The sequence below is a fragment of the Rhodovarius lipocyclicus genome, assembly GCF_009900765.1.
Classification (GTDB): Bacteria; Pseudomonadota; Alphaproteobacteria; order Acetobacterales; family Acetobacteraceae; genus Rhodovarius; species Rhodovarius lipocyclicus.
Map to the genome: position 1 here is coordinate 1 of NZ_JAAABL010000015.1, position 14,806 is coordinate 14,806.

The window sequence follows — 14,806 nt, forward strand, 5'->3', positions numbered from 1 at the left end:
GAGCAGCCCGGTAGCTCGTCAGGCTCATAACCTGAAGGTCACAGGTTCAAATCCTGTCCCCGCATCCATATCCAACACACAACACCCGCTCACCTCATGGTCAGCGGGCGTTGCGCGTTACAGGGCCGGTCCCGATCAGCACACGCCATGCTCCACACCGCGGTGCAGAAAGGTCCCGCTTCAAAAAAATAATGACGCTCGGCGCCGCCGGCCGCACCTTCATCTTCTCGCAATGAGGAAGTCCCGATGACGTGGGTCTATCTTCTGATCGCCATCATGGCCGAAGTCCCTGCCACTTCGGCGTTGCGGGCTTCGCAGGGCTTTACGGTGCTGCTGCCGTCGCTGGTCGTGGTCTGGCCTGCTGCCGGTTCGATGTACACCGAGTTTAGCCTGAACTGGCCAAGCGCTCGAACTCCATAGGGCTGAGATACCCGATGGTCGAGTGCCGTCGCCTGGGGTTGTAGAAGCGCTCGATGTAGTCGAACACGTCGGCCCGGGCCCGGGCCCGGGCCTGGTCGCGATTGCGATAGACGCGGGCTCTGACGCGTTCGGTCTTGAGCGACGAGAAGAAACTCTCCATCGCGGCGTTGTCCCAGACATTGCCTGATCGGCTCATCGAGCAGGTGATGCCATGATCGGCCATCAGGCGCTGGAACTGGCCATTTTATTCAAGCCAACACGACACTCACACCACAGACAGCCAGGACAACACGCGCCGGCGAATGCCGGCGGCATCCAGCGGCACCCCTTCCAGCCCCAGCAGCCCCACAGCGATCGGCCCAAAGCACAATTCGCCATGCAGGGCCCAGGCCAGTTCCATGGCGTATGGACGTGGCGCCGTCCCGGCACGGTCCAGGGCCATGGCGATGGGGGTGATGATCCGGTCCCGCACGCCGGCCATATAGTGCTGGCTGGCCGCCTCCCCGCGCAGGCCGGAAAAAGCGAAGATCCGCAGCCAGGGCCCATCCTCCAGCGCCCGCAGATAGGCCGCGTAGAACTGGGTCAGGCGCTCGGCCAGGGGCAGGGTCTCGTCGCGCAGCAGCCCATCCCAGGCACCGTGCCAGCGCGAGGTATAGAACTCGCCATACACGCGCTCGATCAGCGCCTCCTTGGTCGCGAAATACCGGTAGAACAACGGGTGCGAGATCCCCAGATGCGCCGCCAGGTCCCGCATCTGCGCATCCATGCCGTGCCGCGCGAAATAATCGATCGCGCCCTCCACGATATGCCGTTCCCGTTCGGCGGGCGGCAGGCGCCGCATGGCCTTCATGCCGGGCGCGCCGCGGCATGGCTGCGGATGGCCACCTCCAGCGCTTCCTCCAGGCTGCGCGGGCCGGCACCCCGCCAGACAGCCAGCCGCATGCCGGTGTAGAAGACCCGCCCATGCAGGGCCCAGGCCGCGGCTTCGCTCCCCAGGACCGAGGCCAGGGGCCGGATGATGCGCTCCCGCAACAGGGCCGTCAGGCCCAGGGCCTCTCCGCGCCCGGCCATCCCCACGAACAACGCCAACCGGATCCATTCGGGCGACAGGATCAGCGTCGCGGCCTGGCGGTAGAAACGCAGCAGCCGTTCTTCCAGCGCCAGGGCGGGCGCGTGCAGCGCCTGCTCCCATTCCGGCTGCCAGCGGCGGCGGAACATCTCCTCGCACACGGCCGCGATCAGCCCATCCTTGCTGGGAAAATGGCGGTACAGCACCGAATGGGAGATACCGAGCGACTGCGCCAGCAACCGTGTCTGCCCCTCCAGCCCGTGCTCGGCGAAGAAGGGGATCGCGGCCTCCAGGATCATCCGCTCGCGCTCGGCCGCGGGCACGCGCGGGCGGCGCGGCGTGGCGGTTGCGGGGGCGGCACTGAGACCGGACATACGGCTTCCTTCGCGGGCGCGCCTTATTGCCATGCGAATCACGCCCGGCCCAGCGGAACCTATGCGTCGGCGGTATTGCTCCGCGCGGCGCGAATGGCCTGCCAGACGGCAAGCGGCGTGGCGGGCATGGCGATGTCCCGCACCCCCAGCCCGGCCAGCGCATCCAGCAGCGCGTTCACGATGGCCGGCGGCAACCCCACGGAGCCCACCTCGGCGCAGCCCTTGGCCTTCAGCGGGTTGTGCTCGCAGGGCGTGCCATGGGTCAGCACGGTGTAGCTCGGCAGGTCGCTGGCCCGGGGCAGCGCGTAGTCCTGGAAACTCGCGGTCAGCATCTGGCCCGCCTCGTCGAAGCGGCATCCCTCCAGCAGCGCCTGGCCCGCGCCCTGGGCCAGCCCGCCATGGATCTGCCCATGCACGATCAACGGGTTGATGATGGCGCCCAGGTCATCTACCGCGACGATCTTCTCCAGGAACACCTCGCCGGTCTCGGGGTCCACCTCCAGCTCGCAGATGTGGCAGCCGCCGGGGAAGGTCCAGTTCTTGGGGTCGTAGAAGGCGGTCTCGTCCAGGCCGGGCTCGATCTCCTCGATCGGGTAGTCGTGCGGGGTATAGGCCGCGCGCGCCACCTGGGCGAAGGTGATGGTGCGGTCGGTCCCGCTCACGCGGAACAGGCCGGGCTCGAAGGCGATGTCCTCCAGCGCCGCTTCCAGCCGGTGGGCCGCGATGCGCCGGCCCTTGGCGATCACCTTCTCCATCGCCGCCACGATCGCCGACCCGCCCACCACGAGGGAGCGCGAGGCCGCGGTGCCGCGCCCGAAGGGCACCTGGTCGGTATCGCCCTGCACCACGCGCACGCACTCGAACGGCACGCCCAGCCGGTCGGCGACGATCTGCGCGAAGGTGGTCTCATGCCCCTGGCCATGGCTGTGCGCGCCGGAGAACACGGTGACGGCGCCGCTCGGGTGCACCCGCACCTGCGCCGATTCCGACCGCCCGCCACGCCCGCCCAACTGCCCGACCACCTTGGAAGGCGTGCCGCCCGCGATCTCGACATAGGTGGAGATGCCGAGGCCCCGCAGGCGGCCGCGCCGGCGCGCTTCCTCCCGCCGGGCCGGAAAGCCGCCGATATCGGTCGCCTCCATCGCGATCCGCAGCGTGGCCTCATGGTCCCCGGAATCGTATTCCAGGCCCAGCGGCGTGGCGTAGGGGAACTGGCCGGCCTGGATGAAGTTGCGCCGGCGCAGCTCCACCCGGTCGATGCCGGTCAGCTTCGCGGCCTCATCCACCAGCCGTTCCAGCACATAGCTGGCCTCCGGCCGGCCGGCGCCGCGATAGGCATCGACGCTGACGGTGTTGGTGAAGGTGAGCTTCACGTTGCACCAGATCGCGGGGGTCCGGTACACGCCCGGCAGCAGCGGCGCGTAGTAGTAGGTCGGGATGGCCGTGGCGCCCCCGGTCAGATAGGCGCCGACATTGGCCAGCGTGACCACGCGCAGCCCGGTGAAGTGCCCTTCGGAATCCAGCGCCAGCTCCGCCACGGTGCGGTGGTCGCGGCCCTGCACATCGGTCAGGAAGGCCTCGGTGCGGTCGCTGACCCAGCGGATGGTGCGGCCGATGCGCCGCGCCGCCCAGGTCAGGGTGGTTTCCTCCGGATACAGGAAGATCTTGGTGCCGAAGCCGCCCCCCACATCGGGCGAGATGACGCGCAGGTCGGTTTCCGGGATGTCCAGCAGGCCGCACAGCGTGCCGCGCACCGTGTGCGGGTTCTGGCTGGTGGTCCACAGGGTGGTGGTGCCCATGGCGGTGTCATGCGCGGCCACGGCCGCGCGCGGCTCCATCGGGGCGGGCACCAGCCGGTTGTTCACCAGCTCGAGCCGCACGCGATGGGCGGCGCTGGCGAAGGCGGCATCCACCGCCCCGGCATCCCCGATCTCCCAGTCGCAGCAGAGATTGCCGGGCACATCGTCCCACACGCGCGGCGCGCCGGGGTCGAGCGCGGTGCCCAGCTCGCCCGCCGCGTCCAGCACCGCGTATTCCACCGCGATGGCTTCCGCCGCGTCGCGGGCCTGGGCCTTGGTCCCGGCGATGACCACGGCCAGGGGTTCGCCCACATGGCGCGCCTTGTCCACGGCCAACGGATAGTGCGGGGGTTCGGCGTTCGGCTTGCCGTGGCGGTCGCGCACCACCCAGCCGCAAGGCAGGCTGCCGACATGGTCCGCGCGCTGGTCGGCGCCGGTGAAGATGGCGACCACGCCCGGCATGGCCCGCGCCGCGGCGGTGTCGATCGCCACGATCCGCGCATGGGCGTGGGGCGAGCGCAGGAAGGCGGCCTCCAGCGCATCCGGCACGGCCAGATCCGCCACATAGCGCCCCTGGCCGCGCAGCAGGCGCTGGTCCTCTCGCCGGCGGACGGATTTGCCCACGCTGGTGGTGCCGAAATGTTCAGTGCTGTCGGGCATGGGTGCTCAATCGGCCAGGTGGCAGGCGGCGGCGTGGCCGCCAGCGAGTTCGCGCATCGCCGGCACCTCGGTGCGGCAACGCTCGACAGCCAGCGGGCAGCGCGGGTGGAAACGGCAGCCGGCGGGCGGGTTCAACGGGCTCGGCGGCTCGCCGGTCAGGGACTGGCGTTGGGCCTTGCCGCCGCCCCGCCCCGGCAGGGCGGAGAACAGCACGCGGGTATAGGGGTGGCGCGGCCCGTTCAGCAGCGCGGCCCTGGTCCCGATCTCCACGATCCGGCCCAGATACATCACCGCGATCCGGTCCGAGAGGTACCCCACCACCGCCAGGTCATGGGAGATGAACAGGTAGGACAGCCCGAATTCCCGTCGCAGGGAGCGCAGGAGGTTCACGATCTGCGCCTGGATCGAGACATCGAGCGCGGAGACCGCCTCATCGCAGATCACCAGGCTGGGGCGCAGCGCGATGGCGCGCGCGATGCTGATGCGCTGGCGCTGCCCGCCGCTGAACTCGTGCGGGTAGCGGTCCACATCGGTGGCGCGCAGGCCCACGCGCTCCAGCAGGGCGGCGGCCATCTGGCGGCGTTCGGCGCGGGTGCCCACGCCATGCACCCGCAGCGGGTCCTGCAGGATCGCGCCCACGGTGCTGCGCGGGTTCAGCGACCCGAACGGGTCCTGAAACACCATCTGCATCTCCCGCCGGTGCGGGCGCAGGGCACGGCGGCCGAGCCCCACCAGCTCCGCGCCACGGAACTGGATGGAGCCATCATCGGCCGGGTCCAGCCCGTTCAGCGCGCGGCCGAGGGTGGATTTGCCGCAGCCCGATTCCCCCACCAGCCCCAGCACCTCGCCGGCGGCGATGTCGAAATCCACCCCATCCACCGCATGCACGGTGCCGGAGGCGGTGCGATGCCGCTTCACCAGGCCGCGCACGCTCAGCAGCGCGCTCATGCCGGCAGCCTTTCGCGGCGCGCCACATGGCAGGCGACCAGGCGGCCGGCGCTCACGGCCTCCAGCTCCGGGCGGGTCTCGGCGCAGACGGGCTCGGCCCGCGCGCAGCGCGGCGCGAAGGCGCAGCCCGGGGGCATGGCGGCCAGGGCAGGCACCACGCCCGGAATTTCCAGCAAGGGGGCGTCGGATTCCTGCCAGGGGTCGGGGCGGCAGGCCAGCAGCGCCGCCGTGTAGGGGTGCGCCGGGTCTGCCAGCACCTGCTCCGCCGGGCCTTCCTCCACCTTGCGCCCGGCATAGACGACCGCGACGCGCTGGGCGTGTTCGGCCACCAGGCCCAGGTCATGGGTGATCAGCACCACGCCCATGCCCAGCTCCTCCTTCAGGCGGTCGATCAGGTCCAGCACCTGGGCCTGCACGGTCACGTCCAGCGCGGTGGTGGGTTCGTCGGCCAGCAGCAGCGCGGGCCGGCAGGCCAGGGCCATGGCGATCACCACGCGCTGGCGCATACCGCCCGAAAGCTGGTGCGGGAATTCGTCGATGCGCCGCTCGGGGGCGGGAATGCCCACCAGGCGCAGCAGGTCCAGCGTGCGGGCGCGGGCCTGGGCAGCTGAAACGCCCGCCTCATGCAGCAGGATGGATTCCGCGATCTGCGCGCCCACCGGCATCAGCGGGTTCAGGCTGGTCGAGGGTTCCTGGAACACCATCGAGATCTCCCGCCCGCGCACCTGGCGCATGGCGGGCTCGTCGAGCGCCATGATGTCCCGCCCGCCGATCTCGATGCGCCCGGCGGCCAGCCGGCCCGGCGGGTCGATCAGCCGCATGATGGAATAGGCGAAGGCGCTCTTGCCCGAGCCGCTCTCGCCCACCACCGCCACCGTTTCCCCGCCATGCACCACGAGGTCCATGTCGGCCACGGCCGCGATCACGCCGCGCGGGGTGCGGAATTCGGTGCGCAGGCCCGTCACGCGCAGCACTTCCGGGTTCATGCCCGGCCTCCGGCGCGGGGGTTCAGTGCCTCGTTCAGCCCATCGCCCACCAGGTTGATGGACAGCACGGTCAGCAGGATGGCGATGCCGGGGATGCCGCACATCCACCAGGCGGTGCGGATGGCCGCGCGCCCGGCGCCGATCATCAGCCCCCAACTCATGACATTCGGGTCGCCCAGGCCGAGGAAGGACAGCCCGCTCTCGAACAGGATGGCGGTGGCCACCATGACGGAGGCCGCGACCAGGATGGCCGGCAGGGCGTTGGGCAGGATCTGCCGCGCCAGTACCTCGATATCGCCCATGCCGGTGGCGATGGCGGACTGCACGTAGTCGCGGCTGCGCAGCCCCGCGACCTCCGCCCGCACCAGCCGCGCCAGCGGCGCCCAGGAGACGGTGACGATCGCGATCAGCAGCGCCTCCAGCGAGGGTTCCAGGATGGCCACCAGCACGATGGCGAACAGGAAGGAGGGGATGGTCTGGAACAGTTCGGTGAATCGCATCAGCGCCGTATCCACCCGCCCGCCGGCATAGCCCGCGATGCCCCCCACCACGAGCCCGATGGCGGTGACGACCAGGGCCGCCAGCACCCCGATCAGCAGGGAGACACGCGCCCCGTGCACGATGCCGGCCGCCAGGTCCCGCCCCAGCGTGTCGGTGCCGAGCAGGAAACCATCGGTCATCGGCGGCAGGTAGGGGCGGCCCACCATCTCGAACGGGTCCTCCGGGAACAGGAGGTCCGCGCCGGCCGCGAGGCCGATGACCGCGAGCAGGATGACGGCACCCGCCACCGCGGCGGGCTGGCGCAGGAAACGGCGCAGGGCGGGCGGCATCAGGACAGCGCCACGCGGGGATCGATGATCGAATGCACGAGGTCCACCAGCAGGTTCGCCAGCACCACCACCACGGAACTGAGCGTGAGGATGCCGAGCAGCAGGTTGAGGTCGCGGGCGAACAGCGCCTCGAAGGCCAGCTGGCCGAGGCCGGGCCAGCCGAACACCGCCTCCACCACCACCGAGCCGCCGAGCGCGCCGCCCACCTGCACGCCGGCCATGGTCACGATGGGCAGCACCGCGTTGCGCAGCACATGGCGCAGCACCAGGCGCCGGGGCGCCACCCCCTTGGCCCGGGCGGTGGTGACATAGTTCATGCGAAGATTTTCCAGCACCGAGGCCCGCATCAGCCGCGTGTAGAGCGCCATGTAGAACAGCGAGAGGGTGATGGCCGGCAGGATCAGGTGATGCGCCACATCCAGCCAATGCGCGGCGCCCGCGCCCGCCCCGCCCGCCGTGGTCATGCCGCTGGTGGGCACCCAGCCCAGCTGGATGGCGAAGATCACGATGAACATCAGCCCCAGCCAGAAGATCGGGGAGGCATAGGCCAGCACGGTGACCAGCAGGATCAGCGCGGCCTCGATCCGGTCGCGCCGCATGGCCGCGATCAGCCCCAGCAGCGTGCCGAGCCCGACCGACAGCAGGATGGAGGAGCCCGCCAGCAGCAGGGTCGCGCCCATGCGGCCCATGATCAGCGACAGGTTGCTTTCCTGGTAGCGGAAGGAATAGCCGAAATCGAGCGTGAGGACGTTCCAGACATAGCGCAGGTATTGCATCAGCAGCGGCTGATCCAGGCCGAATTGGGCGCGCAGCTGGGCCATGTATTCGGGCGTGGCGGCCCCGGCCTCACCCGCCATCACGCTGGCCGGGTCGCCCGGGGCCAGGTGCAGCAGGAAGAAGTTGAAGGTGACGATCAGGAAGACGGTCGGCAGGCCCTGCATGGCCCGCCGCCCGAGAAAACGGCCGCGCCCGCCCATGCCCCGCTCAGCCTTCCAGCCGCGTATCGTACAGCCCGCCGCGCACGCCGAGCGCGGTGGTGATCAGGTTCTTCACCCGTTTGTTCTGCAGCGCGACCAGCTCCATTTCCATGATCCAGATGATGGGGCTGTCCTCCACCAGCTTGCGCTGGATGGCCTGGAAGATCCGCCCGCGCTTCGTGGCGTCGGTCTCCACCGCCGCATCGGCCCAGAGCCGGTCGTTTTCCGGATCGGAGTAGCGGGCGACGTTGTTGAACGGGATGCCCTGGCGGATGTTGCTGGACACATACTGCCGCTGCACGCCCAGCGTGGGGTCGCCCATGCCGACATACCAGCCCGAGGTCATGTCGAAGTCGTACTCGCCATAGACGCGGCGGACATAGGTCGCCTGGTCCACCGTGCGCAGGTTCAGCCGCACGCCGATGCGGTTGTAGGCCTGGCGCATGTACTCGCCCATGCGGCGGTAGTCGTCGCCATAGGGGCCGACATCCTGCGTGATCTCGAAGCGGATGCCGCCGGCGCCCCGGCGCAGCCCGGCCTGGTCCAGCAGCGCATTGGCGCGCGCCACGCGGTCCGGCACGTCATAGCGCAGCACATCGTTGGTATAGAGGCCGGAGGGGGCATAGACCGAGGAGATCGGCCCCACCGCCGGCTTGCCGAAGCCGTACCAGATATTGTCCACGATGAATTTGCGGTCGATCGCATAGGCCAGGGCCTGGCGCACGCGCTTGTCGTCCAGCGGCGCCTTGCGGGTGTTCAGTTCCAGCAGCATGACCGGGGCCAGCGCCTCATAGCCGCCCTGGGCGATCTCGATGCTGGGCAGGCCGGCCAGGCGGCGCATCTCGGCCGGGTTGATGGTGCCGAAGAAGGCCACGTCCACCTCGCCGCTCTCCAGCGCCGCGGCGCGGGTGGCGGGGTCGTTGATGAAGCGGAAGATCAGCCGGTCGAGGTAGGGCCGGCCCGGGCGCCAGTAGTTCGGGTTCTTCTCCAGCACGATGGAGGAACCGCGGTTCCATTCGGCGAATTTGAACGGGCCGGTGCCGATGGGCCGGTTGTTCGCCGGGTTGTTGCGGATATCCGTGCCTTCATACAGGTGCTTGGCGACGATCGGGCATTCCATGCTGGAAAGCCCCTTCATCATCGGCGGATAGGGGTGGGCCAGGCGCAGGATGGCGGTGTGCGTGTCGGGCGTGTCCACCGCCTCCAGCGGGCCCAGATTGCCGGGGCCGCGCGGGTGGAACTTCTTCACCACCTCCAGCAGGGAAAAGGCGACGTCGGCGCTGGTGAAGGGCTGGCCGTCATGCCAGGTCACGCCCTGGCGCAGCCTGAAGGTGACCGACTTGCCGTCGCCCGAGACCTCCCAGCTTTCGGCCAGCGAGGGCACGGGCTGCATGCCCATGTCGTATTCCAGCAGCCCGTCATAGATCTTGGTCGCCAGCTCCGCGACCGAGGGCGCGGAGTTGATGGCGTTGGTCAGCACGGTGGGCTCCGGGGTGGTGACCACCACCAGCGTGTTGCCGCGCCCCTGCTGCGCGCGTGCCGTCCCGGCACCGGCCAGGCTGGATGCGGCGCCGCCGATGGCCGGCAGCGAACCCATCAATTGACGACGAAGCATGGCCTACCTCCTGCTGTCCGTGCACGGGGCGGGTGCCTGCCTCGATGCAGGAAAACCGCCCCGGCGCCTGCTGCTGCCGTCACTGTTGACCATTTGGTTACAAGCGGCAAGGGCCTATTTCAGCCGCCCTCAGCGATGGGCGGGCGCTGCGGCGGGGCGCTTTGCCCCTTTCTTGCGCGCCGGCTGGCGCGCGGCGGGGCAGGGCGCGGGCCCCTGTCTCGCAACAGCAAAGAAACGGGCTGGACTGTTTGTTTTCTGGTGGTCCAAGCTGCGCCCAGCAACCAGGAACCCCCATGCCGCCCCGCACGCAGGAGGCCCGCAGCGACGAGACACGGCAGAAGCTGCTGCGTGCCACGCAGCGCCTGCTGCTGACGCATGGCTATTCGCGCATCACCACCCCCGACATCGCGCGTGAGGCCGGGGTGTCCCGCGGGGCGCTGACCCATCATTTCGCCAGCAAGGAAGACCTGCTGGTGCGCGCGCTGGCGCATCAATTGCAGGAAGTGACCGAGGCCCTGCACCGCTTCTGCGAGGCCCATCCCGCCCCCGCCCTCAGCACCGAGCAGGCGCTCGACTACCTCTGGAAGATGATGGCCGACGGGCTGTTCTACACCACGCTCGAATACCTGCCCGAGGCACGGCACAACCCCGCCTTCCGGGAGGCGCTGCTGCCGGTGGTGCGGGAATTCCACGCGGCGCTGGATGTGGTCTGGGGGCTGCTCGCCGCTGGCTATGGCATCGGGCAGGCCCATGCCCGCACCGCCATGAACACCAGCATGTGCCTGATCCGCGGCATGATCGCCCAGACCGTGCTGCGTGACGACCCCGCCTATTTCCAGGGCATGTTCGATTACTGGAAAGCCCAGCTGCGCGCCGATTTCCTGGGCCGGCGCACGGCGCCGACACCGCCCCTCGGGGCAGAGCCCCACCTGCAGGACACCCCATGACCAGCTATTTCTTCTCCAACGCCCGCATCGTCGATGGCACCGCCCCCGAGCCCAGCGCCCCGCAGGGCGTGGTGGTCGAGAACGGCCTGATCCGCGAGGTCTCCCCCACCGCCCGCGCGCCAGAGGGCGCGGCCACCATCGACCTGTCGGGCAAGGTGCTGATGCCCGGCCTGATCGACGCGCACGTCCATATCAACGCCATCGACGCCAGCCTGGGCAAATGCGCGACACTGCCGGACGCGCTGGTGATGGCGCGCTCCATCAAGCTGCTGGGTGAGATGCTGATGCGCGGCTTCACCACCGTGCGCGACGTGGGCGGCGGCGACCAGGGCCAGGTGCTGGCGGAGCAGGAGGGGCTGTTCGCCTCTCCGCGCCTAGTGATCTGCGGCAAGGCGCTGAGCCAGAGCGGCGGGCATTGCGACTTCCGTGGCCCCTTCGACAACAACCCGCCGCGCTTCAGCGCCCGGCTGGGCTCCCTGGGCCGGCTGGCGGATGGCGTGGCCGAGGTGCGCCGCGCCGCGCGTGAGGAAATCAAGGGCGGCGCGCGCTTCATCAAGATCATGGCCAATGGCGGCGTCGCCTCCCCCACCGACCCGATCCATTTCCTCGGCTTCTCGCGGGAGGAGATCGCGGCCGCCGTCGAGGAGGCGCGCAACGCCGGCACCTATGTCTCCGCCCACCTGTACACCGATGAGGGCATCCGCCGCGCCGTGGAATGCGGCGTCCACTCGCTGGAGCACTGCAACCTGATCACCGAGGAGACGGCGCGCTTCGCGGCCGCGCAGGGCGCGATCGCGGTGCCGACGCTCGTCACCTACGACAAGCTCTCCTCCGAGGGCGAGGCGCTGGGCATCGGGGCGGAGGCGGTGGCGAAGGTGGATGACGTGCGCCTGGCGGGCATGGAATCCCTGTCGCGCATGCAGGCCGCCGGGCTGCCCATGGCCTATGGCAGCGACCTGCTGGGCGCCATGCACCGTCACCAGTCGGAGGAGTTCGTGATCCGCGGCCGCGTGCTGCCGGCCCAGACGGTGATCGCTTCCACGACATGGATCGCGGCGAAGCTCTGCCGCCTTGAGGGCAAGGTCGGCGCCGTGGCGCCCGGTGCCTATGCGGATCTGGTGGTGGTGGACGGCAATCCGTTGGAAGACCTGTCGCTTTTGACTTTCCAGGGCCGTCACCTGCCGATGATCATGAAGGCCGGCGCTTTCGTGAAGGGCGGCTGATGGCGGCGGGGGTTTTCACCGGCAGGCGGGCGCGGCGCGCCGCGCTGACGGCGTCGGCGGGGTTGGGGCTCGGCTTCATCCTGCTGCCGCTGCTGCTCGTCATGTGGCTGGCCTTCTTCCGGCAGGAAATCCCTTCCTTCCCGCCCCAGGGCTATACGCTGCGCTGGTTCGCCGCCGTGCCCGCCAATCGCAGCTTCGCCTCGGGCTTCCTGCTCAGCGTGCAGGTCAGCGTGGTGGCGACCTTCATCGGCGTGGCGCTGGCGGTGCCGGCCAGCCTGGCCCTGGTGCGCGGCCGCCTGCCGCTCAAGCCCGTGATGAACACGCTGCTGATGCTGCCGCTGGTGGTGCCGGGCGTGGTGCTGGGGGCCGCGATCTATGTGGGAGAGCTGGAGACGGAGCTGGCGACCGAATGGCCCGTGCTCGGTTCGGTCACGGGGTTGATCGCGGCGCACACGCTCATCGTCATTCCCTGGGCGGTGCGCCTGGTCACCGCCAGCCTGTCCACCCTGAACCCGGTGGTGGAGGAAGCGGCGAAGAACCTGGGCGCCACGCCCTGGGTCACCTTCCGCCGCGTCACGCTGCCGGCCATCCGCCCCGGGCTGGTGGCGGGCGCGCTGTTCGGCTTCGTCACCTCCTTCGGCAATCTGGAGGCGAGCCTGTTCCTGGTCGGCCCCGGCCAGACGACGCTGCCCATCGCCATCCTGCAGTACCTCGCCTGGAAGATCGACCCGACGGTGGCCGCTGTCTCCCTGCTGCAGATCGTGGTGATCGCCGTGGCGATGCTGATCACCGACCGTTTCGTGAAGCTTTCCCAGGTGGTGTGACCCATGGCCCGGCTCGAACTCGAAAACCTCACCAAGCATTACGGCGGCCAGGCGACGGTCAGGGGCGTGACGCTCGACATCCCCGATGGCGAATTCCTGGTGCTGCTGGGCCCTTCGGGCTGCGGCAAGACCACCACGCTGCGCATGATCGCGGGCTTCATCGAACCCAGCGGCGGCAGCGTGCGCCTGGGCGGGCAGGACATCACCCACCGCCCGCCCTGGCGGCGCAACACCGGCATGGTGTTCCAGAGCTACGCCCTGTTCCCGCACATGACGGTCGCGCAGAACGTCGCCTTCGGGCTGGAGATGCGCAAGATCGGCCGGGCGGAGCGCGAGGCGCGCGCGCTGGAGGCGCTGCGCATGGTCCGCCTCGACGGGCTGGCCGACCGGCTGCCGCGCCAGATGTCGGGCGGGCAGCAGCAGCGCGTGGCCCTGGCCCGCGCGCTGGCCATCCGCCCCGATGTGCTGCTGCTGGACGAACCGCTGTCCAACCTCGACGCCAAGCTGCGGGAGGAAGTGCGCATCGAGATCCGGCAATTGCAGCAGCAGCTGGGCCTGACCGCCATCATGGTCACCCATGACCAGGAGGAGGCGCTGACCGTCGCCGACCGGCTGGTGGTGATGGCCGAGGGCGAGATCCGCCAGATCGGCAGTCAGCAGGACCTGTATGAGCGACCGGCGGACCGCTTCGTCGCGGGTTTCGTCGGCCGCAGCACCGTGATCACAGGCCAGGTGCGCGAACCCGGCCTGTTCGAGAGCGCGGGCGGGCTGCGCCTGCGCTGCCAGGGCGCCACCGCCCCCGGCGCGGCCAGCCTGGTGCTGCGCCCCGAGGCCATCCACCTCGACCCGCCGCCCGATGAGCACAACCGCCTGGAAGGGGAGGTGACCTTCGCCTCCTATCTGGGCCCCGTCCTCGAACTGCATCTGCGCCTGTCGGCGGAGGACCGGATCACGGTCCACCTGCCCAATCGCGGCGGGGCCGGGCTGATCCGCGCCGGCGACCGCGTGAGCATCGGCTGGCCGCAAGACACCGGCATCGTCTTCGCCGGCACTGCCTGAAACCCGTTACCAAGGAGCCCCTGCATGAGCACCGTGACTTCATTCTCGCGCCGTCAGGCGCTTCTGGGCCTCGGCACCGCCGCGGCCGTCCCCCTGGCCGCCCGCCCCGCCCAGGCCGCCGGCCGTGTCGTGGTCGGCACCTGGGGCGGCGACTACGCCCGGTTGCTGACCAAGAACATCGAGGATCCCATCCTGAAGCCGCGCGGCTGGGAGGTGGTGCAGGACCAGGCCTCCGACGCGCCGCGCCGGGCCAAGATGCTGGCCGAACGCCGCCTGCCGCGCGGCACGGTCGATATCCAGGGCCTGTCGGCCGCCAATATCCATGAGGTGGGTGAGGCCGGCGCCGCCGAGGAGATCGACTACTCCAAGCTGTCCAACGCCGCGAACATCATCCCGGCGATGCGCTACAAATACGGCATCGGCCACATCTTCTCGGGCAAGGTGGTGCTGTACAACCCGGGCATGGTGGACCGGCCGGCGGGCTTCGCCGCGGCGCTGGACCCGCGCCACGGCAACAAGATCGGCTTCATCGACATCCAGTACCAGTTCGTGATGGTCGCGGCGGCGCTGGCGGCGGGCGGCAGCGTGTCCAACATCGAGCCGGGCAAGGAAGTGCTGCTGGCCGCCAAGCGGGCCGGCGCGCGGCTCTATCCCACCAACGAGGCCTTCGCCCAGGCCATGCAGACGCAGGAAATCGCGATCGGCATGATGTGGAAGGCGCGCGGGGTGCAGTGGCAGAACGCGGGCATCCCGCTGCAGATGGTGGCGCCCGTCGAGGGCGTGCCGATGTATGTCTCGGGCTTCGCCATCCAGAAGAACGCGCCGAACAAGGCCGGTGCCTACGCCTATATGGATGCGATGCTGGAGAAGTCGGCGCAGGAGGCCTTCGCGGTCGATATGGGCTTCAACCCGACCGTGACCAACGCCGTGGTGCCGCCCGAGCTGCACGCGCGCATCGGCTTCACGCCGGAGGAAACGGCGCGGCTGGTCGATCTCGACTACGCCTACCTCGCGCGGGAAAACGCCGCGATGAAGGATTGGTGGGACAAGGTGTTCAAGGCGTGATGGCGGGGCA

14 protein-coding genes and 1 pseudogene are annotated in these 14,806 nt (G+C 69.7%); 6 read left to right on the forward strand and 9 right to left on the reverse strand.

Features of this window, described 5'->3' with window-relative positions; all coding sequences use genetic code 11:
• The first annotated feature begins 246 nt into the window (after positions 1 to 246).
• On the forward strand, positions 247 to 420 hold the full coding sequence (locus GT007_RS22800; RefSeq protein WP_160121846.1) for an SMR family transporter: 174 nt from the start codon (positions 247 to 249) through the stop codon (positions 418 to 420).
• On the opposite strand, the pseudogene GT007_RS11950 reads toward GT007_RS22800, so the two are convergent.
• From GT007_RS11950 to GT007_RS11990, 9 genes and pseudogenes are all read right to left on the reverse strand, one after another.
• Positions 386 to 658 (reverse strand): annotated as a pseudogene (locus GT007_RS11950) (IS3 family transposase); the annotation flags it as partial. The gene GT007_RS22800 and the pseudogene GT007_RS11950 sit on opposite strands and share 35 nt — an antisense overlap.
• A 27-nt stretch (positions 659 to 685) precedes the next feature.
• Entirely contained in the window at positions 686 to 1,261 is a 576-nt protein-coding gene (locus GT007_RS11955; RefSeq protein WP_160121847.1) for a TetR/AcrR family transcriptional regulator, read from the reverse strand.
• A 5-nt stretch (positions 1,262 to 1,266) separates the two neighbouring features.
• The gene (locus GT007_RS11960) at positions 1,267 to 1,863 is read right to left on the reverse strand and encodes a TetR/AcrR family transcriptional regulator (RefSeq protein WP_160121848.1); all 597 of its coding nucleotides are present in this window, start codon (positions 1,861 to 1,863) and stop codon (positions 1,267 to 1,269) included.
• Between the two features lie 59 nt (positions 1,864 to 1,922).
• Positions 1,923 to 4,322, reverse strand: a complete 2,400-nt coding sequence (locus GT007_RS11965; RefSeq protein WP_160121849.1) for a xanthine dehydrogenase family protein molybdopterin-binding subunit — start codon at positions 4,320 to 4,322, stop codon at positions 1,923 to 1,925.
• Positions 4,323 to 4,328: 6 nt separating this feature from the next.
• Positions 4,329 to 5,270 (reverse strand): ABC transporter ATP-binding protein, encoded by a 942-nt coding sequence (locus GT007_RS11970; RefSeq protein ID WP_160121850.1) that lies wholly within the window; start codon positions 5,268 to 5,270, stop codon positions 4,329 to 4,331.
• Positions 5,267 to 6,256, reverse strand: coding sequence for an ABC transporter ATP-binding protein (locus tag GT007_RS11975; RefSeq protein ID WP_160121851.1), 990 nt, complete (start codon positions 6,254 to 6,256; stop codon positions 5,267 to 5,269). Before GT007_RS11975 ends, GT007_RS11970 begins: the two co-directional genes overlap by 4 nt.
• Entirely contained in the window at positions 6,253 to 7,086 is an 834-nt protein-coding gene (locus GT007_RS11980; protein WP_160121852.1) for an ABC transporter permease, read from the reverse strand. The genes GT007_RS11975 and GT007_RS11980 overlap by 4 nt, the downstream gene beginning before the upstream one ends.
• Positions 7,086 to 8,063: an ABC transporter permease gene (locus GT007_RS11985; protein WP_160121853.1), complete on the reverse strand. Its 978-nt coding sequence runs from the start codon at positions 8,061 to 8,063 to the stop codon at positions 7,086 to 7,088. The genes GT007_RS11980 and GT007_RS11985 overlap by 1 nt, the downstream gene beginning before the upstream one ends.
• A 7-nt stretch (positions 8,064 to 8,070) precedes the next feature.
• On the reverse strand, positions 8,071 to 9,678 hold the full coding sequence (locus GT007_RS11990) for an ABC transporter substrate-binding protein (protein WP_160121854.1): 1,608 nt from the start codon (positions 9,676 to 9,678) through the stop codon (positions 8,071 to 8,073).
• Between the two features lie 293 nt (positions 9,679 to 9,971).
• On the opposite strand from GT007_RS11990, the gene GT007_RS11995 reads away from it, so the two are divergent.
• Genes GT007_RS11995 through GT007_RS12015 form a run of 5 tightly spaced genes read left to right on the forward strand, consistent with a single transcriptional unit; the run spans position 9,972 to position 14,796 of the window.
• Positions 9,972 to 10,625, forward strand: a complete 654-nt coding sequence (locus tag GT007_RS11995; protein ID WP_160121855.1) for a TetR/AcrR family transcriptional regulator — start codon at positions 9,972 to 9,974, stop codon at positions 10,623 to 10,625.
• Entirely contained in the window at positions 10,622 to 11,848 is a 1,227-nt protein-coding gene (locus tag GT007_RS12000; protein WP_160121856.1) for a metal-dependent hydrolase family protein, read from the forward strand. The genes GT007_RS11995 and GT007_RS12000 overlap by 4 nt, the downstream gene beginning before the upstream one ends.
• The gene (locus GT007_RS12005) at positions 11,848 to 12,672 is read left to right on the forward strand and encodes an ABC transporter permease (protein WP_160121857.1); all 825 of its coding nucleotides are present in this window, start codon (positions 11,848 to 11,850) and stop codon (positions 12,670 to 12,672) included. Before GT007_RS12000 ends, GT007_RS12005 begins: the two co-directional genes overlap by 1 nt.
• Positions 12,673 to 12,675: 3 nt before the next feature.
• Positions 12,676 to 13,731: an ABC transporter ATP-binding protein gene (locus GT007_RS12010; RefSeq protein WP_160121858.1), complete on the forward strand. Its 1,056-nt coding sequence runs from the start codon at positions 12,676 to 12,678 to the stop codon at positions 13,729 to 13,731.
• 24 nt (positions 13,732 to 13,755) lie between these two features.
• Positions 13,756 to 14,796, forward strand: coding sequence for an ABC transporter substrate-binding protein (locus tag GT007_RS12015; RefSeq protein WP_160121859.1), 1,041 nt, complete (start codon positions 13,756 to 13,758; stop codon positions 14,794 to 14,796).
• Positions 14,797 to 14,806: the final 10 nt, after the last annotated feature.